At 52.6% G+C, this 24,630-nt stretch carries 19 protein-coding genes; 9 read left to right on the top strand and 10 right to left on the bottom strand.

What is annotated here, in order from left to right; genetic code table 11:
- Positions 1–165: 165 nt before the first annotated feature.
- The 3 genes from OGX97_RS15470 to OGX97_RS15460 all read left to right on the top strand — a co-directional run bounded on the left by OGX97_RS15470 (position 166) and on the right by OGX97_RS15460 (position 5,758).
- Positions 166–1,248 carry a LacI family DNA-binding transcriptional regulator gene (locus tag OGX97_RS15470; protein ID WP_279850375.1) on the top strand — a complete coding sequence of 361 codons (1,083 nt, stop codon included), beginning with the start codon at positions 166–168 and terminating at the stop codon, positions 1,246–1,248.
- A gap of 121 nt (positions 1,249–1,369) precedes the next feature.
- Positions 1,370–4,453 (top strand): beta-galactosidase, encoded by a 3,084-nt coding sequence (locus OGX97_RS15465; RefSeq protein ID WP_279850374.1) that lies wholly within the window; start codon positions 1,370–1,372, stop codon positions 4,451–4,453.
- A 51-nt stretch (positions 4,454–4,504) separates the two neighbouring features.
- Complete coding sequence (locus OGX97_RS15460) at positions 4,505–5,758, top strand: MFS transporter (protein WP_153686868.1); 1,254 nt, start codon at positions 4,505–4,507, stop codon at positions 5,756–5,758.
- A gap of 94 nt (positions 5,759–5,852) precedes the next feature.
- Here the strand turns inward: OGX97_RS15460 and prpE are convergent, their stop codons facing one another.
- From prpE to prpB, 4 genes are all read right to left on the bottom strand, one after another.
- Positions 5,853–7,739: a propionate--CoA ligase gene (gene prpE, locus OGX97_RS15455; protein ID WP_057067078.1), complete on the bottom strand. Its 1,887-nt coding sequence runs from the start codon at positions 7,737–7,739 to the stop codon at positions 5,853–5,855.
- A gap of 40 nt (positions 7,740–7,779) precedes the next feature.
- Positions 7,780–9,231: a bifunctional 2-methylcitrate dehydratase/aconitate hydratase gene (locus tag OGX97_RS15450; protein WP_032942477.1), complete on the bottom strand. Its 1,452-nt coding sequence runs from the start codon at positions 9,229–9,231 to the stop codon at positions 7,780–7,782.
- Between the two features lie 39 nt (positions 9,232–9,270).
- Complete coding sequence (gene prpC, locus OGX97_RS15445; RefSeq protein ID WP_057067076.1) at positions 9,271–10,440, bottom strand: bifunctional 2-methylcitrate synthase/citrate synthase; 1,170 nt, start codon at positions 10,438–10,440, stop codon at positions 9,271–9,273.
- A gap of 80 nt (positions 10,441–10,520) precedes the next feature.
- On the bottom strand, positions 10,521–11,402 hold the full coding sequence (gene prpB / locus OGX97_RS15440; protein ID WP_003830903.1) for a methylisocitrate lyase: 882 nt from the start codon (positions 11,400–11,402) through the stop codon (positions 10,521–10,523).
- Positions 11,403–11,654: 252 nt separating this feature from the next.
- Here prpB and prpR point away from each other — a divergent pair, with 252 nt between their 5' ends.
- On the top strand, positions 11,655–13,265 hold the full coding sequence (gene prpR, locus OGX97_RS15435) for a propionate catabolism operon regulatory protein PrpR (protein WP_235125087.1): 1,611 nt from the start codon (positions 11,655–11,657) through the stop codon (positions 13,263–13,265).
- A 32-nt stretch (positions 13,266–13,297) separates the two neighbouring features.
- On the opposite strand, the gene yahO is transcribed toward prpR, so the two are convergent.
- Positions 13,298–13,573 carry a DUF1471 family periplasmic protein YahO gene (gene yahO / locus OGX97_RS15430; RefSeq protein ID WP_032942474.1) on the bottom strand — a complete coding sequence of 92 codons (276 nt, stop codon included), beginning with the start codon at positions 13,571–13,573 and terminating at the stop codon, positions 13,298–13,300.
- A 325-nt stretch (positions 13,574–13,898) separates the two neighbouring features.
- Here yahO and OGX97_RS15425 point away from each other — a divergent pair, with 325 nt between their 5' ends.
- The 4 genes from OGX97_RS15425 to OGX97_RS15410 all read left to right on the top strand — a co-directional run bounded on the left by OGX97_RS15425 (position 13,899) and on the right by OGX97_RS15410 (position 18,007).
- The gene (locus OGX97_RS15425; RefSeq protein WP_008783857.1) at positions 13,899–14,531 is read left to right on the top strand and encodes a LysE family transporter; all 633 of its coding nucleotides are present in this window, start codon (positions 13,899–13,901) and stop codon (positions 14,529–14,531) included.
- Positions 14,532–14,610: 79 nt separating this feature from the next.
- The gene (locus tag OGX97_RS15420) at positions 14,611–15,999 is read left to right on the top strand and encodes a diguanylate cyclase (RefSeq protein ID WP_235125105.1); all 1,389 of its coding nucleotides are present in this window, start codon (positions 14,611–14,613) and stop codon (positions 15,997–15,999) included.
- Between the two features lie 220 nt (positions 16,000–16,219).
- The gene (locus tag OGX97_RS15415) at positions 16,220–17,314 is read left to right on the top strand and encodes a 4Fe-4S binding protein (RefSeq protein ID WP_235125107.1); all 1,095 of its coding nucleotides are present in this window, start codon (positions 16,220–16,222) and stop codon (positions 17,312–17,314) included.
- 183 nt (positions 17,315–17,497) lie between these two features.
- Positions 17,498–18,007, top strand: a complete 510-nt coding sequence (locus tag OGX97_RS15410) for a hypothetical protein (protein ID WP_270561952.1) — start codon at positions 17,498–17,500, stop codon at positions 18,005–18,007.
- Positions 18,008–18,567: 560 nt separating this feature from the next.
- On the opposite strand, the gene foxA is transcribed toward OGX97_RS15410, so the two are convergent.
- The 3 genes from foxA to OGX97_RS15395 all read right to left on the bottom strand — a co-directional run bounded on the left by foxA (position 18,568) and on the right by OGX97_RS15395 (position 22,810).
- Positions 18,568–20,676 carry a ferrioxamine B receptor FoxA gene (gene foxA, locus OGX97_RS15405; protein ID WP_267454854.1) on the bottom strand — a complete coding sequence of 703 codons (2,109 nt, stop codon included), beginning with the start codon at positions 20,674–20,676 and terminating at the stop codon, positions 18,568–18,570.
- Positions 20,677–20,797: 121 nt separating this feature from the next.
- A complete protein-coding gene (locus tag OGX97_RS15400; RefSeq protein ID WP_191215127.1) occupies positions 20,798–21,781 on the bottom strand; it encodes a helix-turn-helix transcriptional regulator in 984 nt (327 codons plus the stop codon).
- Positions 21,782–21,904: 123 nt separating this feature from the next.
- Entirely contained in the window at positions 21,905–22,810 is a 906-nt protein-coding gene (locus OGX97_RS15395; RefSeq protein WP_235125115.1) for a LysR substrate-binding domain-containing protein, read from the bottom strand.
- 109 nt (positions 22,811–22,919) lie between these two features.
- Between OGX97_RS15395 and OGX97_RS15390 the strand changes: the two genes are divergently transcribed.
- Positions 22,920–23,549: a LysE family translocator gene (locus OGX97_RS15390; protein WP_008783850.1), complete on the top strand. Its 630-nt coding sequence runs from the start codon at positions 22,920–22,922 to the stop codon at positions 23,547–23,549.
- A 101-nt stretch (positions 23,550–23,650) separates the two neighbouring features.
- On the opposite strand, the gene OGX97_RS15385 is transcribed toward OGX97_RS15390, so the two are convergent.
- Together OGX97_RS15385 and OGX97_RS15380 are read right to left on the bottom strand one after the other, a co-directional pair.
- Positions 23,651–23,887, bottom strand: coding sequence for a hypothetical protein (locus OGX97_RS15385; protein WP_020996594.1), 237 nt, complete (start codon positions 23,885–23,887; stop codon positions 23,651–23,653).
- A 98-nt stretch (positions 23,888–23,985) separates the two neighbouring features.
- Complete coding sequence (locus tag OGX97_RS15380; RefSeq protein WP_020996595.1) at positions 23,986–24,615, bottom strand: DUF2913 family protein; 630 nt, start codon at positions 24,613–24,615, stop codon at positions 23,986–23,988.
- Between the last annotated feature and the right edge of the window lie 15 nt (positions 24,616–24,630).

The following is a 24,630-nucleotide window of genomic DNA, read 5'->3' as shown; positions in this document are numbered from 1 at the left end:
AATATCCTCACTTTTTTCTTCTGTTAGGTATAACGGCGATAAATCCTTCATCACGCTATCCTCAAACCCTGGAATGCGCCTCGCAGAACCCATGCGCAAATACCCCAAAACCGTCCCGCTGTGGCATCATAGCGCACAGATAACGTCATGACAGGGGTGATAAACGTGAAACCGGTAACGCTATACGATGTGGCAGACCATGCAGGTGTCTCTTACCAGACCGTCTCTCGCGTCGTGAACCAGGCCAGCCACGTTTCCGCAAAAACCCGACAGAAAGTTGAGGCCGCGATGACGGAACTCAATTACATTCCTAACCGCGTTGCACAGCAGCTGGCTGGCAAACAGACGCCACTGATTGGCGTTGTGACGGCAAACCTTGCCCTGCATGCCCCCTCACAAATCGTTGCTGCCATAAAATCCCGCGCCGACCAGTCAGGTGCCAGCGTGGTGATCGCCATGGTCGAGCGCAGCGGCGTTGAGTCCTGTAAAGCCGCGGTCCACAATCTGCTTTCTCAACGCGTAACCGGGCTTATCATCAACTATCCGCTGGATGAAGAAGATGCCATTGCCGTGGCAGCTGCCTGCGGTACAGTGCCGGTGCTGTTTCTCGATGTCTCTGACTTGACGCCAATTAACAGCGTGATTTTCTCTCATGACGACGGCGCGCACCTTGGCGTTGAACATCTGGTGCAGCACGGACATCAACGGATCGCCCTGCTGAGCGGGCCGCACACTTCCGTTTCAGCAAGGCTTCGGCATGCGGGCTGGCACAAGTATCTGGCACATTACCAGCTACAACCCGTTGTGGAGCTGGAAGGCGACTGGAGCGCGATGTCTGGTTTTCAGCAAACGATGCACATGCTGAATAACGGCAACCTCCCTACCGCCATGCTGGTCGCTAACGATCAAATGGCGCTGGGCGCGATGCGGGCAATCAGCGAGTTCGGTCTGCGGGTTGCAGTGGATATATCGGTAATTGGCTACGATGACACCGAAGACAGCGCCTGTTACATCCCACCGCTGACCACCATCAGGCAGGATTTTCCGTTGCTGGGTGAAACCAGCGTCGACAGGCTATTGCAACTCCCCCGTGGCGGCTCCAGCGTAGGTAACCAACTGCTTCCCGTCACCCTGGTCAAGCGCAAAACGGTTCTGCCTCCCGATACGCAACCCACCACTCCCCAGGCGCTGGCTGATTCACTGATCCAGCTGGCGCGGCAAGTTTCTCAGCTCACACCCAAATTGTGAACGCATAACAATTGTGTGAGTCAGTTCACTTATTGAACGCCCCATCCTTTACAGCAAGGAGCGCTTGTTCGTATTTTGATTGAAATTGTGAGCGAGTAACAAATTCAAACAGGATACCGTTATGAACCTGAACACAGATTCACTCTCCGCTGTTCTGGCCCGCCGCGACTGGGAAAATCCCGGCGTCACGCAGCTCAACCGGCTGGAAGCACATCCGCCATTCTGTAGCTGGCGCTCAGCGGATGATGCACGTACCAATCAGCGTTCGAGTCAGTTACGCTCGCTGAATGGCCAGTGGCAATTTGCCTGGTTTGCCGCGCCGGAGGCTGTCCCAGAAAGCTGGCTGACAAGCGATCTGCCACAGGCAGACATCATCAACGTCCCCTCTAACTGGCAGATGGCCGGTTATGATGCGCCAATTTATACCAACGTCACCTACCCAATCCCGGTGAATCCTCCGTACGTTCCGGCACAGAACCCGACAGGATGTTACTCGCTCACATTTAATGTTGAAGACGCGTGGTTAGAGGAAGGCCAGACGCGCATTATTTTTGACGGCGTGAACTCCGCGTTTCATCTGTGGTGCAACGGTCGCTGGGTCGGCTATGGTCAGGATAGCCGTCTGCCGTCTGAGTTTGATCTTAGCGATTATCTGCTGCGCGGCGAAAACCGTCTGGCTGTGATGGTGCTGCGCTGGAGCGACGGCAGCTATCTGGAAGACCAGGACATGTGGCGCATGAGCGGCATTTTTCGCGATGTCTCCCTGCTGCATAAGCCCACTACGCAAATCCGCGACCTGCGCATTAATACCCGTTTTAATGACGACTTCAGCCGCGCCACGCTGAAAGCGGAAGTCAGAGTGGGTGGCAACGAGAACGAAGATTTACGCGTCACCCTGCAATTGTGGGAAAGTGAAACGCTCACCCACGAAACGACCTCACCGCTCGGCAGCGAGATCATTGATGAACGCGGCGCTTATCATGACCGGGTGACTCTGCGTCTGAACGTCGAAAAACCGGCGCTATGGAGTGCCGAAACGCCCAATCTGTACCGCGCCGTTGTGCAGTTACACACCGCAGGCGGAGTACTGATTGAAGCGGAAGCCTGTGACGTTGGTTTTCGTCAGGTTTGTATCGAAAACGGCCTGTTGCTGTTAAACGGCAAGCCGCTGTTGATTCGCGGTACCAACCGCCATGAGCACCATCCGGTCAACGGCCAGGTGATGGATGAGGCGACGATGGTGCAGGACATCATCCTGATGAAGCAGAATAACTTCAACGCCGTGCGCTGTTCCCATTACCCGAACCATCCGCTGTGGTACACCCTGTGCGATCGTTACGGCCTGTATGTAGTCGACGAAGCCAACATTGAAACCCACGGCATGGTGCCGATGAATCGCCTCACCGACGATCCCGCATGGTTGCCTGCCATGAGCCAGCGCGTCACGCGCATGGTGCAGCGCGATCGCAACCACCCGAGCATTATTATCTGGTCACTGGGCAATGAATCCGGCCATGGAGTCAATCACGACGCGCTCTACCGCTGGATAAAATCAGAAGACCCGTCACGTCCGGTGCAGTACGAGGGCGGTGGAGCTGATACTGCCGCCACCGACATTATTTGCCCGATGTACGCCCGCGTCGATCAGGATCAGCCCTTCCCCGCAGTACCCAAATGGTCGATTAAAAAGTGGCTGTCGATGCCCGGCGAACAGCGTCCGCTGATCCTTTGTGAATACGCCCACGCTATGGGCAACAGCTTTGGCGGCTTCGCTAAATACTGGCAAGCGTTCCGTCAGTATCCGCGCCTGCAGGGCGGATTTGTCTGGGACTGGGTGGATCAGTCGCTGACCAAATATGATGAGAACGGCAAAGCATGGTCAGCCTACGGTGGCGATTTTGGCGACACGCCTAACGATCGTCAGTTTTGCATGAACGGGCTGGTGTTCGCCGATCGCACTCCGCATCCGGCGTTATATGAGGCCAAGCATGAACAGCAGTTTTTCCAGTTCACGTTACTGCCGGGCGCTGAACGCCAGATTGAAGTGACCAGCGAATATCTGTTCCGCCGCAGCGATAACGAAGTTCTGCACTGGTCGATTGCCCTTGACGGCAACCCGCTGGCCGCCGGAGAAATCGTTCTGAATATCGCCCCACAGGGCCGCCAGGTGATTACCCTGCCGAACGTTCCGATGCCGGACACCGCAGGCGAACTGTGGTTGACGGTGCGCGTAGAGCAGCCTCAGGCAACCGCATGGTCAGAAGCCGGGCATATCAGCGCCTGGCAACAGTGGAAGCTGGAAGAGAAGCTCAGCCTGGTACGTCCATCACACGCCAGCAGCGCACCACATCTGGATGTTAGTGAGAGCAATTTTACCGTGGTGGCCAACAACACACGCTGGCAATTCGATCGTCAATCCGGCCTGCTAACACAATACTGGATTAGCGATGAAGCCCAGTTGGTAAGCCCGCTTACTGACCAGTTCACCCGCGCGCCGCTGGACAACGACATCGGCGTGAGCGAGTCAACCCGCATCGACCCTAATGCCTGGGTTGAACGCTGGAAGGCCGCCGGTCACTATCAGGCTGAAGCAACGTTACTGTACTGTACTGCCGATACGCTGAGCAGTGCGGTACTGATCACCACCGAACATGCGTGGCAGTATCAGGGTGAAACGCTGTTCATCAGCCGAAAAAGCTACCGTATTGACGGCAATGGTGAAATGCAGGTAACGGTGGATGTCGACGTTGCCAGCGGTACGCCGCATCCGGCCCGCATCGGCCTGAGCTGCCAGCTGGCGCAGGTTGCGGAGCGAGTGAACTGGTTAGGTCTCGGCCCGCATGAGAACTACCCGGACCGTCTGGGCGCCGCCTGTTTCGATCGCTGGGATCTGTCGCTTGATGAGATGTACACCCCGTATGTTTTCCCGAGCGAAAACGGTCTGCGCTGCGGCACGCGCGAACTGTACTACGGTGCGCACCAGTGGCGCGGAGACTTCCTGTTCAACATCAGCCGCTTTAGCCAGCAGCAACTGATGGAAACCAGCCACCGCCATCTGCTGCAACCTGAGGCGGGCACCTGGCTCAATATTGATGGCTTCCATATGGGCGTCGGCGGCGATGATTCGTGGAGTCCTTCCGTGTCGCCGGAATTCCAGCTGAGCGCCGGACGCTACCACTTCCAGTTCGTCTGGGGCCAAAAATAATAATATAAGCAGGGCAGGTTGATACCTGCCCGCATTTATAGGAAGTCTGTTATGTATTATTTAAAAAACACTAACTTTTGGATGTTTGGCTTTTTCTTCTTCTTTTACTTTTTTATTATGGGTGCGTATTTCCCCTTCTTCCCTATCTGGTTACACGATGTAAACCATATCAGCAAAGGCGATACCGGCATCATCTTCGCCTGTATCTCACTGTTTTCCTTGTTATTCCAGCCAATTTTCGGGCTACTGTCCGATAAGCTTGGCCTGCGTAAACATCTGCTGTGGGTAATTACCGGCATGCTGGTAATGTTTGCCCCGTTCTTTATTTACGTATTTGGCCCATTATTGCAGGTTAATATTTTACTGGGTTCAATTGTCGGCGGGATTTACCTTGGCTTTATTTACAATGCCGGTGCCCCAGCGATTGAAGCCTATATTGAAAAAGCCAGCCGCAGAAGCAACTTTGAATTTGGTCGCGCGCGCATGTTTGGCTGCGTGGGCTGGGCGCTGTGCGCCTCGATTGCCGGAATTATGTTCACCATCAATAACCAATTCGTCTTCTGGTTAGGCTCTGGCTGTGCGGTCATTCTGGCATTGCTGCTGTTATTTTCAAAAACAGATGCCCCCTCTTCTGCAAAAGTCGCGGATGCGGTAGGCGCCAATAACTCGGCATTCAGCCTGAAGCTGGCGCTGGAGTTATTTAAACAGCCGAAACTTTGGTTCCTCTCCCTGTATGTGGTCGGCGTTTCCTGTACTTACGATGTGTTTGACCAGCAGTTCGCCAACTTCTTTACCTCATTCTTTGCCACCGGCGAACAGGGTACCCGCGTGTTTGGCTACGTCACGACGATGGGAGAATTACTCAACGCCTCGATCATGTTCTTTGCACCGCTGATTGTGAACCGAATTGGCGGAAAGAACGCCCTGCTGCTGGCCGGTACGATTATGTCGGTAAGGATTATTGGCTCGTCATTCGCCACCACTGCACTGGAGGTCGTTATTCTCAAAACGCTGCATATGTTTGAGATACCGTTCCTGATCGTCGGCTGCTTCAAGTACATCACCAGCCAGTTCGAAGTACGTTTCTCGGCCACGATTTATCTGGTGTGTTTCTGTTTCTTCAAACAGTTAGCCATGATTTTCATGTCAGTTCTGGCCGGGAAAATGTATGAGAGTATTGGTTTCCAGGGAGCTTATCTGGTGCTGGGGATTATTGCGCTGAGCTTCACGCTGATTTCCGTATTTACCCTTAGCGGTCCGGGGCCGTTTTCCCTGCTGCGTCGTCGCGAAAGCGTCGCGCTGTAAAAGCCTCTTTGCCGGATGCACCACTCACGTGGTTTATCCGGCCTACGATACTAAAAGGCCCGGTAAGCATTGCGCCACCGGGCATCACACGATGTTACTCTTCGATCGCCTGACGGATTTGCTGCAACGACGCGGGATCGTCAATGGTCGTTAGATCGCCAGGATCGCGGCCTTCACAGATCGCCTGGATCGTCCGTCTAAGCATTTTGCCAGAGCGCGTTTTCGGCAACTGCGACACAAACCAGACATGCGCCGGACGGCCAAAATTACCAATCTGACTGTCCACCAGCGCCATAATCGCCTTCTCTTCCGAATGTGCGATGTCGCGATCTTCAAGGCTGTCGCTCTGTTTCGGAATGACAAACGCGACCGCTACCTGCCCCTTCAGTGCGTCCTTCACGCCGACCACAGCCACTTCGGCAACGTTCGGATAGCTGGAAATACTCTCCTCTATCTCACGCGTCCCCAACCGATGCCCGGCCACGTTGATGACATCATCCGTACGACCAAGGATAAAGTAATAGCCGTCCGCATCGCGAATACCCCAGTCAAAGGTGGCGTACACCTGACGAGAAAACAGCGACCAGTAGGTATTCACAAACCGCGCGTCATCACCCCAGATAGTCTGGATACAGCCCGGCGGCAGCGGCCCTTCAATCACCAGCATGCCCTTTTCATTCGCTTCGCAGGGCTCGCCGGTCACCTCATTGAGCAACTGCACGTTATATCCGTACATCGGCACGCCTGGGCTACCCAGCCGCGACGGGCGGTCGTCCAGCCCGCGAGCGATCGCCATAATCGGCCAACCGGATTCAGTCTGCCAGTAGTTGTCGATAACCGGGACGCCCAGCGTTTCCGTTACCCAACTGGCGGTCGGTTCATCCAGCGGCTCACCCGCCAGATACAGCACCTCCAGCGAGGAGAGATCGTGATTGCGGATTTGCGCGGTCGGGAATTTCTTCAGCACGCGGATGGCGGTTGGGGCGGAGAACATCCGGCTGACCTGATACTTCTCAACAATTTTCCACCATACGCCACAGTCTGGATACGTTGGCAACCCTTCGTAAACCACTGTCGCCATCCCCGCCAGTAGTGGGGCATACACGATATACGAATGCCCAACTACCCAGCCGATATCCGACGCGCAGAAGAACACGCCGCCTGCCTTGCCGCCGAAAATAGTGTCCATCGAGGTCGCCAGCGCGACCGCGTAACCGCCAACGTCGCGCTGGACGCCTTTCGGTTTACCGGTTGTCCCGGAGGTGTAGAGAATGCAGGACGTTTCGTTCGACTCCAGCCAGGCAACCGGTACCCGCGCGCCGAGATGCTGCTGGCGCAGCGTGGCAAAGTCGAGGTCTCGCCCCTCTACCCGCGCCATTTTCGCCAGACCGCGATCGACTAATACCACATGACGCGGCTGATGCTGCGCCTGATCGATCGCATCATCGAGCAGCTTTTTATACGGCAGGACTTTACCGCCGCGCGCCCCGGCATCCGCCGACACGATAACCACCGGTCGGGCGTCGTCGATACGCGCCGCTACGCTGTGCGAGGCGAAACCACCGAACACCACCGAATGGATCGCCCCTATACGTGCGCAGGCCAGCAGCGTAATGTGCGCCTCGGCGATCATCGGCATATAAACCAGTACCCGATCGCCACGCTGTACGCCCAGCGACAACAACATCGCCGCCGCGACGTTCACTTCGTCATACAGCTGACGAAAGGTAAACGTGCGTTCTTCTTCAGTTTCTGAAGAAACGGCAATCAGCGCCAACGCGTCAGGCTGTTTCTCCAGCCAGCGGTCAATTGCGTTGTGGCACAGATTGGTCGTACCGCCGCAAAACCAGCGGGCAAACGGCGGATTACTGTGGTCCAGCACCTGCGTATACGGCTGCTGCCAGTCAATACGCTGGGCCTGCTCGGCCCAGAACGACTCCGGCTGCGTAATAGAACGTTGATAAAACTCGCTATAAGACATAATGCTCTCCTGTTGAACTTACGCCTTGCCGCACGCAGGTTTAGATTACATAAAGGTCCATATACTCATTGACCGGCATCTGCTCCAGGCGAGTTCTGTCCAGGGAGACATCTAGGATGCGCTGCTGCTGACGGGTCGGGAACTGACGCGCCAGGTTAATTTTGAACTTCTCGACCAGCTTCGGCATACCGTCGTTACGACGGCGCGCGTGGCCGATTGGGTATTCCACTACCACTTCTTCAAAGCGTGAGCCGTCGGTGAATTCAAGCGTGATGGCATTCGCGATGGCGCGTTTTTCAGGGTCGTGGTAATCCGCAGTAAAGGTCGGATCTTCGAAGCAGTTAATCTTTTCACGCAGTGCATCAATGCGTTTGTCCTGCGCCACGCCGTCTTCGTAATCTGCCGCCGTTAAGCGTCCGAACAGTAGCGGGATAGCCACCATGTACTGGATGCAGTGGTCACGATCCGCCGGGTTATTCAACGGGCCTTTTTTATCGATGATGCGGATACAGGCTTCATGCGTACGAATGGTCACTTTTTCGATATCGGCAGCGGTCTTACCTGCGGCCTGTAACTGCTCGTACAGCGTCATCGCCGCTTCTACCGCGGTCTGCGAGTGGAACTCTGCCGGGAAGGAAATTTTAAACAACACGTTTTCCATCACGTACGAACCGTACGGGCGCTGGAAGCGGAAAGATTCGCCTTTGAAAGAGACATCATAGAAGCCCCAGGTTTTCGCCGTCAGTGCAGATGGATATCCCATTTCACCGGTTTTCGCCATCAGCGCCAGACGTACAGCACGTGAGGTGGCATCGCCAGCCGCCCAGGATTTACGCGTGCCGGTATTCGGCGCATGACGATAGGTACGCAGCGACTGACCGTCGACCCACGCCAGCGAGACGGCGTTGAGAATTTCATCCCGGTTCAGGCCAAGCATCTCGGCAACCACCGCCGTGGAGGCGACTTTTACCAGCAGGACGTGATCCAGACCGACGCGGTTGAAGGAGTTTTCCAGCGCGATACAGCCCTGAATTTCATGGGCTTTAATCATTCCGGTTAACACTTTTTTCATGGTTAACGGCGCTTTACCCACCGCCACCGCATTGCGCGACAGCCAGTCAGCCGTCGCCAGAATACCGCCGAGGTTATCGGAAGGATGACCCCATTCTGCGGCCAGCCACGTGTCGTTAAAGTCCAGCCAGCGGATCATCGCACCGATGTTAAACGCCGCCTGCACCGGATCGAGCTGGAACTGGGTACCTGGTACGCGCACACCGTTCGGGACGACGGTACCCGGTACAACCGGCCCCAGCAGTTTTTTACAGGCCGGATATTCCAGCGCTTCCAGGCCACAGCCAAGGGTATCAAGCAGGCAATAATGCGCGGTGTCATACGCCACCTTCGAGGTGATCTCGTAGTTCATGACATAATCAACGATATCAACGATTTCACGGTCAAATTCAGGGCGGACGTTCGAAATATGTGCAGACATAGGGTACATTTCCTGTTTTTTATCTTTAGAGGTTTTGCATTAGCAACGTTTTTCAATCGAGACAAATACGCGATCTTCCGGGCCGGTATAGTTGGCGGAAGGACGGATAATTTTGTTGTCCTGACGCTGTTCGATGATGTGCGCCGCCCAGCCAGTGACGCGGGCGATAACGAACAGCGGTGTGAACATTTCCGTGGGGACGCCCATCATGTTGTAAGAGACTGCCGAGAACCAGTCGAGGTTAGGGAACATCTTTTTCGTTTCCCACATCACCTCTTCCAGACGGTCGGCAATGTTGTACATTTTCAGCGAACCGCCCTCCTGAGAAAGCTGTTTCGCCACACGCTTGATCACCTGATGGCGCGGGTCGGCGATGGTGTAAACCGGGTGACCAAAGCCAATCACCACTTCTTTATTTTCAACGCGTTTACGGATATCTGCTTCGGCTTCATCCGGCGTTTCATAGCGTTGCTGGATCTCCAGCGATACTTCATTCGCTCCGCCGTGTTTCGGCCCACGCAGTGCGCCAATCGCACCGATAATCGCGGAGTACATATCAGAGCCAGTTCCCGCAATCACACGCCCCGTGAAGGTAGAAGCGTTAAACTCGTGCTCGGCGTACAGCACCAGCGAAATGTGCATCGCCTTTTCCCAGCTTTGTGATGGCTTTTCACCATGCAGCAAATGCAGGAAGTGACCGCCAATAGAATCATCGTCGGTCTCCGGCTGAATGCGCTCGCCGTTATGGCTGTAGTGATACCAGTACAGGAGGATAGAACTGAGCGAAGCCAGCAGTTTGTCGGCAATATCGCGTGCGCCGGAGACGGTATGTCCTTCTTTTTCCGGCAGCGTACAACCCAGCGCGGAAACACCAGTGCGCATCACGTCCATCGGATGCGAGGCGGCAGGCAGCGCTTCCAGTACGGTACGCACGTTAGCGGGCAATCCGCGCAGCGCTTTCAGTTTGCTTTTATAGGCGGTGAGCTCATCGCGGGTGGGTAATTTCCCGTGAATCAGCAGATGCGCAACTTCTTCAAATTCGCACTGTTGTGCCAGATCAAGAATATCGTAGCCACGATAGTGCAGATCGTTACCGCTTTTACCCACGGTACATAAGGCAGTATTTCCGGCAGCGACGCCTGACAGCGCAACCGATTTTTTGGGTTTAATGACATGGGTACTATTTTGCAGGATCGTTGTGTCGCTCATGTTGTCCTCGTCATTATTGTAATATGTAGGGTACTAATTTATTGCCGGATGGCGGCTACGCCTTATCCGGCCTACGACGGTTACTTTTTTGTGTACAACGCGTCGAGTTTCTCTTCGAACTGGTAGTAATTGATGCTTTCGTACAGCTCGTTGCGCGTCTGCATAATGTCGATAACGTTCTTTTGCGTACCTTCCTGACGCAGCACGTTGTAAACCTTCTCCGCCGCGCGGTTCATGGCGCGGAAAGCTGACAGCGGGTATAGCGCCATCGCAACGTTCGCGCTGCGCAGTTCATCGGTGGTAAACAGCGGTGTGGCGCCAAATTCAGTAATGTTGGCGAGAATTGGTACCTGTACCGCATCGGCAAACTGGCGGTACATCGCAAGTTCGGTAATGGCTTCCGGGAATAGCATGTCAGCGCCCGCTTCGACATACGCCTGGGCACGATCGATGGCAGCCTCTAATCCTTCCACCGCCAGCGCATCGGTCCGCGCCATAATCACAAAGTTGGGATCGGTGCGCGCATCAACGGCTGCGCGGATCCTGTCGACCATCTCTTCTTTCGAGACGATCGCCTTGTTCGGACGATGACCGCAGCGCTTAGCGCCAATCTGATCTTCAATATGCAGCGCAGCAGCACCCGCTTTGGAAATCGACTTGACGGTACGCGCCACGTTGAATGCAGACGATCCAAAACCGATATCCGCATCCACCAGCAATGGCAGCGGGCAAACATCCGTAATGCGACGAATATCAGTCAGCACATCATCAAGGGTAGAAATGCCGAGATCCGGCAGCCCCAGCGACCCCGCAGCGACACCGCCGCCGGAGAGATAAATCGCTTGATACCCGGCACGTTGAGCCAGCAGAGCGTGATTGGCGTTGATGGTGCCAACGATTTGTAATGGGTTTTCTTTAGTGAGCGCAGCGCGAAACGCCAGCCCTGGGGAGTGTAGAGACATATCCCGTCCTCTTGTTATCAACTTGTTATCGTTCGTTGATATTTCTAAAGCAAGGGGTATGCCAGGGAGCTTATTTTCTCTTCAATTTAATTTTTATCTTTTAAAACAACAGATTAAATCAAATTTTTCTATTTTTGTTGCACAAAAGCGTGTCAGCTATCGTTTCATGAAACGTTCCTTCACGTTTCATTGCAACATTTATGAAACACAACTAAACCCTACTACTCGGTTCCTTAATTTTTGGGGTTAGTTATGGCAGATACGCATCTACCGCCGCGTGTGAACGACGACAAACCGGTTATCTGGACAGTCTCGGTCACCCGCCTGTTTGAACTGTTTCGCGACATCAGTCTGGAGTTCGACCATCTGGCGACCATCACCCCCATTCAGCTTGGTTTCGAAAAAGCGGTGGCCTATATCCGTAAGAAGCTGGCCACCGAGCGTTGCGATGCCATCATTGCGGCAGGCTCCAACGGCGCATATCTGAAAAGCCGTTTGTCTATTCCGGTGATCCTGATTAAACCCAGCGGATTCGACGTGCTACAGGCACTGGCAAAAGCGGGAAAACTCACCTCGTCAATTGGCATCATTACCTATCAGGAACCCCTCCCGGCGCTTCTCGCGTTTCAAAAAACTTTCAATTTGCAGCTTGAACAGCGTAGCTATATCACCGAGGAAGATGCTCGTGGGCAAATCAACGAGCTGAAGGCTGGCGGTACACAAGCGGTAGTTGGTGCGGGGTTGATTACCGATCTGGCAGAAGAAGCAGGCATGACCGGCATCTTTATCTATTCGGCGGCCACCGTGCGCCAGGCCTTTGTCGATGCGTTGGATATGACCCGCCTGACATTACGCAGAAACGGTCAGTACGTCTCTGGCGATACGTTGCGCACTCGCTACGCGCTCGGAGATATGCGCGGTCACTCTGCGCAGATGGAACAGGTACGGCACACCATTATGCTGTACGCCCGTTCGCGTGCGCCGGTCCTCATTCAGGGCGAAACAGGAACGGGTAAAGAGCTGGCCGCACAGGCCATTCACCGTGAGTTTTTCACTCGTCAGGAGAATCGGCGCGGTAAACCCTCACCGCCGTTTGTTGCCGTCAACTGCGGGGCAATCACCGAGTCATTGCTGGAAGCGGAGCTGTTTGGCTATGAGGATGGCGCCTTTACCGGCTCTCGCCGAGGGGGACGCGCGGGCCTGTTTGAAATCGCTCACGGCGGAACCCTGTTTCTTGACGAGATAGGCGAGATGCCGCTGCCGTTACAAACCCGACTGCTGCGTGTGCTGGAAGAAAAAGAGGTTACCCGGGTCGGTGGACATCAGCCGATACCGGTCGATGTCCGGGTGATTAGCGCCACACACTGTAATCTGGAGCAGGAGATGAAACAGGGGGAATTTCGTACCGATCTGTTTTATCGCCTGAGCATTTTACGCCTCAAGCTGCCGCCGCTGCGCGAGCGGTTGCCCGATATCCTGCCACTGGCGGAAGGCTTTTTAAAACAATCGCTGGCGGAACTGGACGTGCCGTTTTCTGAGCCTGTACGCAAGGGGTTGGGATTAAGTCAGCCGACGCTGCTGAATTATGGCTGGCCGGGGAATATCCGCGAACTGCGTAATATGATGGAACGTCTGGCACTGTTTTTAAGCGTCGAGCCGCAGCCAGAGCTGAATGTGGATTTTTTACAACAGCTGTTACCGGAACTGGCCATTGTTGCAGACTCACCGCAAGCATCGTCATTGCTGACGCCACAACAGGTGTTGGCACAATTCAATGGTGATAAAACCGCGGCTGCACGCTATCTCGGAATTAGCAGAACCACGTTCTGGCGCAGATTAAAAGAAAACCCGCCGGTACAATGACCGACGGGTGTCGTATTTTTTACAGCTGCACGTTATTTTTTCTTGTAAATATTCGCTGTGCCATGGATTTTGTTATCCGTTTGGCCGGAGGTTAATACCACCACGTCAGCGCCTTTCTCTTCAGCTTTCTTCAGAAGGTCTTCTTTAGCATCCGAAGTAGAGACTTCATTACTCGTTGAAATATCACCGATTTTTGTATACTGAGACTCAACCTTTTCAAACTCAACCTTCGTCATAAATTCCGCGGCGTACGCGTTGGTCACAACAAAAGCTAACGCACCAATAAGTACTTTAATTCCAGTTTTCATATAAAAGCTCCAGATTTTGTTATATATGCCATCATCGACCCCTGAACATTCGACATGCGAGTCAAGGATGATTAATAAGTAGTTCAGCCTGGCAAAAAGATCCAGAGCAGGCGGAAATATAAAGAGATTTTGCGAATCGTTGATAACAGAAAACCTGTGCCGTCGCGTTATCTGACGCGCCAGGTTTGCACAAAATAATCTATGAAGTCATTTGCAAATCTCAGCGCGTTTCACTGCGCAGTGTGAGTGAATACGCAGAATGATGAACACACTAAAATTATAGTGTTAGCTGTCACTTAAGCGCTTACTAATGGAAATGTTGTCTATGGAACCTCTGCACGCCGTCGTTCTCACCATCAGCCTCTTTGTTTTAACCTTTTTTAACCCCGGCGCAAACCTGTTCGTGGTAGTACAAACTAGCCTGGCATCCGGACGACGCGCAGGTGTGATGACCGGTCTGGGTGTTGCCTTAGGTGATGCGTTTTACTCCGGCCTTGGGCTCTTTGGTATGGCAACGCTAATCACCCAGTGTGAAGAGATATTTTCATTGATTAAGATTGTCGGCGGCGCCTATCTGCTGTGGTTTGCCTGGAACAGCATCCGCCATCAGGCCACGCCGCAAATGCCCACGCTACAGCAACCGCTTTCCGCCCCCTGGTATGTGTTTTTCCGCCGTGGATTACTAACGGATTTATCAAACCCGCAAACCGTGCTGTTTTTTATTAGTATCTTCTCGGTCACCTTAAGCGCAGACACGCCTACGTGGGCCAGACTGATGGCCTGGGCAGGCATTGTGTTGTCTTCCGTTATCTGGCGTATTTTTCTCAGCCAGGCATTTTCTTTGCCTGCCGTGCGACGGGCGTATGGTCGCATCCAACGCGTTGCCAGCCGGGTGATTGGCGCAATAATAGGTGTTTTCGCGCTAAGACTTATTTATGAAGGTATTAGCCATCGATAAGAGAGTTTAACTTGACCATTGTGAGGTAATTGTCCGTAATACCGCCTGAATTTTTAATCGCAGGTTGAGTGGCAGTGAGATGGAACAGGTTGAACCGCTAAACGACACATTACTCCTTACAGAATGGCAGGCGCTGATACGACAAACATCGCCTGAAGTTCACACGCTCCTGACATCGTTAAGCGATGAAGAGATCCGCCATTTAGTGACCGTTTTTTATGACTATATGCTCTCCCACGCCCAGAGCGCATTATTCCTCAATACAGAACAGGTCAGTACCCGCCTCAGCGGCAGCATGTTTGACTGGCTGCGCAGCGTCCTTGGCAGCGCGCATGAAGATCTACCGCAGTTGCTGGCCAAACAACGCAAAATTGGCGTGGTGCATGCCCGTATCGGCCTGCCCATCGATCTGGTAAACCGCGGCGCGCGTAAGCTCAAGGATGAGCTGTATCGGGTATTGAAAACCAAAGCTGACGACTCGTCTTCCCTGTTGAGCAATGCTATCTGTTTCAGCAGCCTGGCAATGGATACTGCGCTGGAGGCCATGACCGTCTCCTATTCCCCAAGCCACCAAAACTCTCTGCATACGCAGGAGCAGTATCGCCTGCAGACCATTTACGATGATGTTAACGTCGAGCGCGAACGGCAAATTCGCTCATTTACCGACTGGGAAAATCAGTTTATCTATAACATCGCCATCGGTATGCCTTTCGGTGAGATGGTATTTCTGGCGAATTCTGATTTTGGTATGTGGTTCTCACATAAAGGAAAACACATTCTCGGCAACAGCAATCTGTTGAAAGAAATGGAATCGCTGATAGCAGAGATCGACAACCGCATGACGACCACCTTTTCGCATCAGCATCAGCCAACAGAACCTGAGAGGATGAGCCTGTTGCAGGATGTCCGCCAGCTATCGGCAAAAATCCATTTCCTGCTCGCCTCAATGTTTGACGCACTGGTTAAACAGGAAAATGGTAAAGACTCGCTGACCCAGTTACTTAACCGCCGCTTTATTCCAACCATCATGCGGCGTGAGATTTCGTTAGCGTTACATGCGCGGAAGCCCTTCACCCTGGCGATGCTGGATATCGACTACTTCAAGCAAATTAACGACAACTATGGGCATAATACTGGTGATATGACGCTCAAAAACGTCGCAGCGGTCATTTATGATCATATCCGTAGCAGCGATTACGTGTTCCGCTACGGTGGTGAAGAATTTATGATCCTGCTCGTCGAGTCAGATGAATCGCAGGCCAGTATTATTCTGGAAACGCTGCGTATGAAAATTGCCGGGATGCGCATGGCAGCCTCTGCGACAGAAACGTTTTCTATTACCGTCAGTATCGGTATTGCCGAATATGATTATCATCCCGACTACAAACAGCTGGTTGATAAAGCCGATCGAGCGCTTTATCAGGCAAAAAGTAATGGTCGCGACCGCGTTGAGGTTTATCAGGAATAACCTTCTCCGCCACAGAGAAATAAATACCCCGTTCAGGGTATTTATCTGATCGGCGATAAATACCGAGCTGTTATTTTTATTCAGGCCTATTTGCGTGATGAAAATAACAGCCACGTAATAAGATGTAAATCAAATACACCAAATCTGAATAGCGCTAGCATATCCCGGTGATGACGCCTTCTGAATGCAGAAGGGGAAATATGAGGGATAGTATAAAACCATGAACGGGAAGAAAAGAACGCGCTGGCAGCGCCGTCCAGGCACGATCGGAGGCAAACTGCCGTGGAATGACTGGCGCAACGCCAGCAGCTGGCGAAAAGCCACACAGTTTCTCCTGCTGGCTATTAATATTTATATTGGCGTAACGTTCTATTACTGGGTCCGCTATTTCGAAACCGCCGGCACCAGCGTCTATATTCCAAGGCCAGGTGGTATTGAGGGATGGCTACCAATCGCGGGTTTGATGAATATCCGCTATACGCTGGAGACTGGTTTTCTTCCACCTATCCATGCCGCCTCCATGCTGCTGTTAGTTGCGTTTATCCTGATTAGTCTGTTGTTAAAAAAAGCCTTCTGTTCGTGGTTATGCCCGGTGGGCACGCTGTCCGAACTGCTCGGCAATCTGGGGAAAAAAGTATTTGGTCGCAACTTCACGCTGCCGCGCTGGCTGGATATCCCGCTGCTCAGCCTGAAGTATCTGTTGCTGAGTTTCTTTTTGTATATCGCCCTGTCGATGCCTGCGCAGGGGATTCAGTATTTTCTAATGTCGGCCTATGGCATGATTATCGACGTGAAGATGCTCGATTTCTTTCGCCATATTGGCTCCGCTACGCTCATCTTTGTTGTCGTTATCAGTGTCCTGAGCCTGTTTATTCGCAATGCCTGGTGCCGCTATCTGTGCCCTTATGGTGCGCTGCTCGGCCTGTTCTCGCTGCTCTCGCCGTTTAAAATCCGCCGTAACGCACACAGCTGCATCGACTGCGGAAAATGCGCGAAAAACTGCCCGTCGAATATCCCGGTCGACAAACTGATTCAGGTGCGTACCGTGGAATGCACTGGCTGCATGACCTGCGTTGAATCCTGCCCGGTGGCCTCAACGCTGAGCTTCTCACTGCAAACACCGCCGGGGGCGCAAGACAACGGTAAACCGTTATGGCGACAGAGGACGCTATCAGGTGTTGCCATGACGCTACTGGTGCTTGGCATTCTGTTTGCCACCATTGGTTATGCCGTTTATGCCAATGTCTGGGATACGCCAGTGCCCGATCATATGTATTTCCAGCTGATCCCGAAGGCAAAGATGATCGGCCATTAATTTTTTTATCAGTATGTTCAAAACCCTGCCAATTCTGGCAGGGTTTCCCGCCTGTCCTGCCATTTTAAGACAATTGAACTTGTGCCATCGCGCTCTCGTTTATACAACCTTAAATATCATCTGTAATAATTTTTCTATTTTGTTATGGGCGACTGGGATCAAAATAATGAACGGGATAACATCATGACTAAAATAAAACTGGCACTGCTATTACCTCTGTTTCTGGCAGGTTGTACGATGAATGACGGGGAATTAAGAAACGCTTACGCTCGGCATTATCAGCAACCTACCGCTTATGTAGATGCTTATAAACAGAAAATAGCCAGTATGGATATTCATGCGCTGGCCCAATATGCCGCCGCGGAAGATAAGAAAAAAATGCGTGGGCAGCCAAGACTGAAAATCGACGAATTCATTACCATTGAGAACGTGCAGGCGAAAGGAAATCGTGTGGTCTACGATTACTCACTGTCCGAAAGCTGGCTGGCGCTGTCCGCAGATAAACAGCGCGAGAAGCAGACCAATATGAATAAAGACCTGATCTACCGTACCTGCTCGCTGGAAACGGTACGTCTGGCGCAGGCAAAAGGGCTGGAAGAAGAGCATAACTATTACAGCCAGTACCCAGACAAAGTCGCCTTTACGCTGAGAACCAGCGCGCAGATTTGTCTGCAAAACGGTTTTACACAATAGCCGCAATCACAATGCCTGATGCGCTGCGCTTATCAGGCCTACGATTTGCACGCTGCCGTAGGCCGGATAAGGCGCCAGCGCGCAGATTTGTCTGCAGAACGGTTTCACACAATGACCGCAACCCACTATGCCTGATGCGCTGCGCTTATCAGGCCTACGGTTTGCACGCTGCTGTAGGCCGGATAAGGCACCAGCGCGCAGATTTGTCTGTAAAACGGTTTTACACAATAGCCGCAATCACAAAGCCTGATGCGCTGCGCTTATCAGACCTACGATTTACACGCTGCCGTAGGCCGGATAAGGCGCCAGCGCGCAGACTTGTATGCAAAACGGTTTTACAAAATAACCTCAATCCACTATGCCTGATGCGCTGCGCTTATCAGGCCTACGATTTACACGCTGCTGTAGGCCGGATAAGGCGCCAGCGCGCAGATTTGTCTGCAAAACGGTTTTACACAATAGCCGCAATCACAATGCCTGATGCGCTGCGCTTATCAGGCCTACGATTTGCACGCTGCTGTAGGCCGGATAAGGCGCCAGCGCCGCATCCGGCTAAAACATCAGAATTTCCAGGACACACTGCCGACAATGCTGCGCTCGGCGCCGAAGTAGCAGTATGAGAGCGAGTTACAGGCTGCAACGTAGCGCTTGTCGGTCAGGTTGTTAACGTTCAACTGCGCGCTCAACCCTTTAATGCCGATATTCGTTAAGTCGTAACCAATCACCATATCCACCAGTGTGTAGGACGGCAGGGTGTGAGTATTCAGGCGATCGCTGGTAATACCGTTAACGTAGCGCACGCCTGAACCCAACGTCAGGCCGTCCAGCGGACCGCTTTTCACATCGTAGCTCAGCCAGGTACTGGCCTGGTTACGCGGGGCGTACACTGCGCGCTTGCCCTGTTCTTCCGGGCTGCTTTTCTTATAGCGAATGTCGGTATAGGTATACGCCGCCTGCAAACGGAAGCTATCTGTCAGTTGGCTAATTGCCTCCAGCTCCACCCCTTCAGATTCAATTTCCCCAATCGAGCGGTACGGATCGGTCGGCTCTTCTTTGGTGGCTATATTCGTCTGATTGATACGGAATACCGATGCGCTGAACTGGCTGTTGAGTCCTTCCGGCTCATATTTCAGCCCGGCTTCCCACTGCTTGCCTTTCATCGGATCCAGCAGATTGCCGTTCTCATCGGCAAAGCTGGTTGGCGTAAAGGCGGTGGAATAACTCACGTACGGCGCAAAGCCATTATCGAACAAGTAGAGCAATGCGGCGCGAGTACTAAAGTTGTTTTTATCCAGATCGCTGCGAGTATCCTTGATCTTATCAATGTTAGAAACGCTGACCTGATCGTAGCGACCACCGAGCGTAATACGCCAGCGATCCCATGACATCTGATCCTGCAAATAGTAACCCGTCTGGCGCAGCTTGTGTTTCTCACGCGCATACATGTCGATGTAATCAGGCTTCGCGCCGTACACCGGGTTAAAAGCGTCAATCGGCGGGAAAGCGCCGTAGTAACCGGTAGTATTGTTGCTGCGATCCTGATAGTCGATCCCCACCAGCAGACGGTGGTTTACCTGCCAGGTATCAAAGCTGCCGTCGAGCTGGTTATCCAGTGTAATCGCCGACATTTTTTCATCAGAGCCGGAGTAACCGCGATTAAGCTCGGTTTCATTCAGCCAGCCCGCCGCATACACCTGATTCAGCTCAACGTCGGTATGCAGATAGCGCAGCTTTTGCCGCACCGACCAACCGCTATCAAACATATGCTCAATGTTGTAGCCCACCATGTTTTCACGGCGATCGTATTTGTCGTAATCATCCTCGCCTTCGTAAAAGGTGTTGGAGATCTTTTGCCCGTAATGCGGAACCACGGTGCCGTCATACGGCAGACCGGAGTGGCTACCGCCTTCCGGGTCACGGTGCAGATAGGCCATCAGATCCAGACGCGTCTGGTCGGTGATACGCCATGTCAGGCTGGGCATCAGCGCGTAACGCTCTTCCTTCAATGGACCAAACTGCGAGTCCGCGTAACGCGCCATCCCGCTCAGTCGCGCCGCCACGCGATCGTTATCATCCAGTGCCCCGGTGACGTCAAACGCCGCGCCGCGCTGGTTATTGTTGCCGGCAAACAGCTTCACTTCGCCGCCCGCATCAAACGATGGCTTACGTGAGGTCAGCGCCACAATGCCACCCGGAGAGGAACGACCATACAGTACGGAAGCCGGACCGCGTACGACTTCGATATCTTCGAGGAACCACGGATCGACCACCAGCGAGCTGTGTGAGTTGGTGTCGCCCATCATCTTCAGACCATCGAGATAGACGTTATCCAGGCTACCGTCAGAAAAGCCACGCAGCACGATGTAGTCAAAGCGGTTGGAGGCGCCAATCTGATTGCTGTACACACCCGGCGTATAGCTGACGGCCTGGCGCACGCTGGTTGCGCCCTGCTCTTCAAACTGTTCACGGGTTACGATCGATACCGACTGCGGCGTTTCAATATCCGGCGTGGCAAGCTTCGTGGCCCCGCTCTGCATCTGCGAGGTGACAACCACCGTATCGTTTTTTGTTGTTTCCTGCGCCAGCAGAGGAAAAGCCACGCTGCCGGTAACCCATCCCACCAGCAGCGCCAAGCGAGTCTTCGCGAACATGAATATCTCCAAAGGCATGTCTAATTGTAAGTGAGAATTATTACCTTTTTGCTGGCGGAGATAGCTATGCCGGATGCCAGGTTGCCTATGCGCAGTGCCAAATTGTCAGGAAATCACGTGCGTAAAACGCAAATATGGATTAGCAAAGTTTGAGCAAATCACCGGGTGAAAAGCCGTAACGGCGACGAAAAGCGGTAGAAAAGTTGGTGGCGTGCTGATAACCCGACATCCAGGCCGCCTGCTGTACGCTATATCCTTCCAGTAGATAGCTGCGTGCACGTTCCAGACGGCAATCGCGCAGGTAGTCGAATACCGAACAGCCATAGGCTGCGCGAAACTTACTACGCAGGCTGCTGGGACTCATCGCTGCGCGTTGGGCCAGTTCATTAAGGGTGTAGTCATTTTCGGGACTCTGCTCTAGCAGTCGGCGAACGACCTCCAGCCGCTGCTGCTCCCCGCTCGCCGCAAGACGTTTACCGCTCTCGACCTGACACACGCTGAGGCCATGACCGAACAATTGTAATATCAGCCCTTCCAGCATCAGCTGACGAGAAACATGGCTAATCGTACTCTGCTGCGCGTACTGCAGTCCGCTGAGTAAAAACCCCGGCACCTGCCAGATAAGCGTTGGCGTCTGGCATCTTTCCCACTCACGCATCAACGATTCGAGCAACCCCGTGCGACACGCGCCGTCGGGATACAAACCGAGCGATAATGTCCGCAGTTTACAATCAGCATGATGACGGGCACGCATCGTCTGGTGCTCACTCAGGCGTGAGCTAAACGCCATGCCGGAGCGCACCACGTGCTCCTGTCCGTTAAGCGTCAGGATCACGCAGCCTTCCAGTACCACCAGCATATACAGAGGGCTGTCGTGACGAGAGGTGGTTTCGTAGGGTTGCAATACCTGTACGTCGGAGTGCGTCACGCACATCCCACATGGGAGAGTCATCTCCTCAATTTCACCTTGCAGAACAGGGCTGCCAGACGGTAAATCCGGCCTTTGTGCCAACTGGGGAAAGCGGTAATCGATCCCGTAGCGCTCACCAAAATCCATAAACTCGCTGACGGAGAAAGTGCGAGCGACGCGTCCGGAGGCATTCAGGGCGGTGGTATTGTTCATGCTGTCTTCTGCACAGGAAATGGGATTAACGGTTTATAACTGAAGCAACATTACCATTACCTGCGCAATACGACAATAATAATGAGAACCATTATCAATATGATGATTAGCAGAATAAACAGCTTAATCCAGCCAGTTTAGATCTGCCGAGGAGACACACGGCGCAGCCTCTTTTAACCAGCGATACAGCAGCTCAATATTTCTGAGCCGTGTTGAAGCCTTTGGCCAGACAAGGTAATACCCCTCGCCAGTCGCCACCGCATCTTTAAACGGTAACGCCAACATCCCTGCCTGAATGGCCGCCAGGCTTAACAGCAGGTCGGCAACGGACACGCCATGACCGCTCATCGCGGCAAGACTGCCCTGCTCCAGGGTGTCGAACACTTTGCCTCGCGCAAGATTCAACGCCGTAAACTTCCCGGTGCGTTGCAGCCACCGACGCCAGTCACGGCGATCCGCTGAGGGATGAATCAGTTCACAGGCAGAAAGATCGCGCTGCGCCTGCACCAGCAGTGCGGGTGAGCACACCGGGATAAGCCACTCCTGAAACAGCAACCGGCTGTCGGTATCGTCACCAAAATGGCCATTCCCTAACAGGATCGCACAGTCATACGGTTCACGACCGAAGGATACCGAATCGGTATCCATCCAGACGCTGGAAATTTCGACAACCGGGGTCGGATGCGCTTCACGGAAATGACGCAGCACGTCCAGAAGCCAGCGCATCGTCAACGTAGACGGCGCTTTCAGCCGTAGCTCATGACTGCTGCTGCGAAAGGCATGACACGCATGTTCCAGACTCTGAAACCCAGCCGTCAACTGCTGCGCCAACCCTTGGCCAGAAGGCGTTATCTCGATACGCGGGCCGCTGCGGACAAATAGCTCACAACCAAACCATGCCTCCAGCGTGCGAATATGACGGCTTACCGCGCCCGGCGTCACGTTAAGTTGAATAGCAGCTTTACTGAACGATCCCAGACGGGCTGCGGCTTCAAAAGCCCTCAGGGCATACAACGGAGGTAGCGTCATTCTCAGCTTCTATGTTGAGTTTTACTCACAGTAGAGCGCAGTTTTATTCGTTTTTCAATGCGCCACGCAGGCGGAATACTGATGGAAAATATCATCAGGATAATCAGGTATGAATTTCACTTTACTGGCTACCTATAGCCTCAGCGTAGTAACCCTGCTGTTAACTCCGGGTCCTGTCGTGGCGCTGATTACCACCACCGCGTCGCAGCACGGCTATCGCCGGGCCTTTATCACGCTGATTGGCACTAACGGCGCTTCTTTAGTATTGATTGCTCTGGCTGCACTGATGCTAGCTGGCGTGGTTTCAATCTCTGCGATATGGCTTGGCGTACTGGGTCTTGTGGGATCGTTGTATATCGGTGTGATGGCGATTAACGGCCTGCGGGCCAGGGACTCAAACCCCGGACTGTGCGCGCCAAAACGCGATAACAGCGGGCTTATCCATGGATTTCTGACAGGGGTCGCTAACCCAAAGGACATTTTGTTTTTCGTAGCGTTTTTTCCCCAGTTCATTGCCATTACGCAAGATTTCACCACCAGCATTGTGACGCTAACGCTGGTATGGGTTATTTTTGATGTTACGGTGCTGTCTTTTTACATCATGGTTTTCAAACGCTGGATGCCAGAGCGGTTTGCCAGACGCAGCGTTTTTATCTCCTCCCTGTTTCTGCTCGCGGTGGCGGTGTTTGGCATTATTTATAATGTACACGCGCTACAAATGCTCTCACCCGCGATGTGATCCCCGACAGATTGTTCAGCCAGACATCTCATCTTGCACCGGGAGGAATAAAATAAGAACAAATCGACATTAACATTATTAATGGATTTATAAACCAGGAGTCAGAAAATATAGACGATAACATTTTCCTGGCGTTCAACTGGCACCCTTACCCATGACAATGCATCAACGGCGACAGGTGCCATTTCATTTTCTAAGCGAAGTAAAGGAGTGTTGCCATCTGGTACAACCGTGCTTTCACCGATCTCAAGAACGCCCCGAAAAGAAATGGACACATTGTCTGGCGTATCCGACAACCTTATCCATTCAGTTGTAATCACTAACTTTCGAGTAAACATTCGCTGTCCTTTGCGCGTGGTATATATCCGATAACTTCACAGGTAGATCAATACACTCTTTGAACAAACAGAAATTTGTCCCCCATATCAGTTAAGCATTACTTATCAGAAAGAAAATTGAAGTAATAAAACTCATTCGAAATATGTTTCACAAATTCAACCGGCAGGTTATGTTTGATGAACGTTAACTTTGCAAACTCAATATCGCCGTACACTCGAATACAGAAAGGTTTGACTATCTCGCCCTGCACGCCAAAGCACTCCTGAAGCCGGGTGTCATCCATAAAAATAAAGTCACCTTTTCTGACCTTAATACTTTCATGAAGGCCTTGCCACTTCTTCGGAGTGAGCAGAAAGCTCTCCCATCCATTATTTCTCAACACTTCAATCGTGTGAGTAAATTTAAAATAGTCGTTTTGCATTGTCACATCACCGCTCGATGTGGCGTACAAATATTCTATTTTAAATTTAAGTTGTGCATTGAGGCTTTTTTTCTTCCCCTCATCAATTAACCACTGAAGCTCACTGACAATGCTCTTCGAAAAGATTTTTCTTTTTTTGGCAATAGCCAGCCAATGCATAATGAATAGATGCTCTGACATTTTTGAGTAGATTTTATGATCCTTTATCGCAATACCAATTGCGACTAACGCACTCCAGGTAAAGGCTTCCAGATCATCCTGATAATGATGTCGTAACGTACTAACTCTTCCAGAATCCCTTACCACTTAAACCTGCCCAAA

The organism is Citrobacter sp. Cpo061, from assembly GCF_030332845.1.
Taxonomy (GTDB): domain Bacteria; phylum Pseudomonadota; class Gammaproteobacteria; order Enterobacterales; family Enterobacteriaceae; genus Citrobacter; species Citrobacter portucalensis.
This window is presented reverse-complemented; position numbering and strand designations above follow the sequence as displayed.

Coding starts and splice junctions, on each gene's coding strand:
- OGX97_RS15465 (WP_279850374.1), top strand. CDS start 1,370: ATGAACCTGAACACAGATTCACTCTCCGCTGTTCTGGCCCGCCGCGAC.
- OGX97_RS15460 (WP_153686868.1), top strand. CDS start 4,505: ATGTATTATTTAAAAAACACTAACTTTTGGATGTTTGGCTTTTTCTTC.
- prpE (WP_057067078.1), bottom strand. CDS start 7,739: ATGTCTTATAGCGAGTTTTATCAACGTTCTATTACGCAGCCGGAGTCG.
- OGX97_RS15450 (WP_032942477.1), bottom strand. CDS start 9,231: ATGTCTGCACATATTTCGAACGTCCGCCCTGAATTTGACCGTGAAATC.
- prpC (WP_057067076.1), bottom strand. CDS start 10,440: ATGAGCGACACAACGATCCTGCAAAATAGTACCCATGTCATTAAACCC.
- prpB (WP_003830903.1), bottom strand. CDS start 11,402: ATGTCTCTACACTCCCCAGGGCTGGCGTTTCGCGCTGCGCTCACTAAA.
- prpR (WP_235125087.1), top strand. CDS start 11,655: ATGGCAGATACGCATCTACCGCCGCGTGTGAACGACGACAAACCGGTT.
- yahO (WP_032942474.1), bottom strand. CDS start 13,573: ATGAAAACTGGAATTAAAGTACTTATTGGTGCGTTAGCTTTTGTTGTG.
- OGX97_RS15425 (WP_008783857.1), top strand. CDS start 13,899: ATGGAACCTCTGCACGCCGTCGTTCTCACCATCAGCCTCTTTGTTTTA.
- OGX97_RS15420 (WP_235125105.1), top strand. CDS start 14,611: ATGGAACAGGTTGAACCGCTAAACGACACATTACTCCTTACAGAATGG.
- OGX97_RS15415 (WP_235125107.1), top strand. CDS start 16,220: ATGAACGGGAAGAAAAGAACGCGCTGGCAGCGCCGTCCAGGCACGATC.
- OGX97_RS15410 (WP_270561952.1), top strand. CDS start 17,498: ATGACTAAAATAAAACTGGCACTGCTATTACCTCTGTTTCTGGCAGGT.
- foxA (WP_267454854.1), bottom strand. CDS start 20,676: ATGCCTTTGGAGATATTCATGTTCGCGAAGACTCGCTTGGCGCTGCTG.
- OGX97_RS15400 (WP_191215127.1), bottom strand. CDS start 21,781: ATGAACAATACCACCGCCCTGAATGCCTCCGGACGCGTCGCTCGCACT.
- OGX97_RS15395 (WP_235125115.1), bottom strand. CDS start 22,810: ATGACGCTACCTCCGTTGTATGCCCTGAGGGCTTTTGAAGCCGCAGCC.
- OGX97_RS15390 (WP_008783850.1), top strand. CDS start 22,920: ATGAATTTCACTTTACTGGCTACCTATAGCCTCAGCGTAGTAACCCTG.
- OGX97_RS15385 (WP_020996594.1), bottom strand. CDS start 23,887: ATGTTTACTCGAAAGTTAGTGATTACAACTGAATGGATAAGGTTGTCG.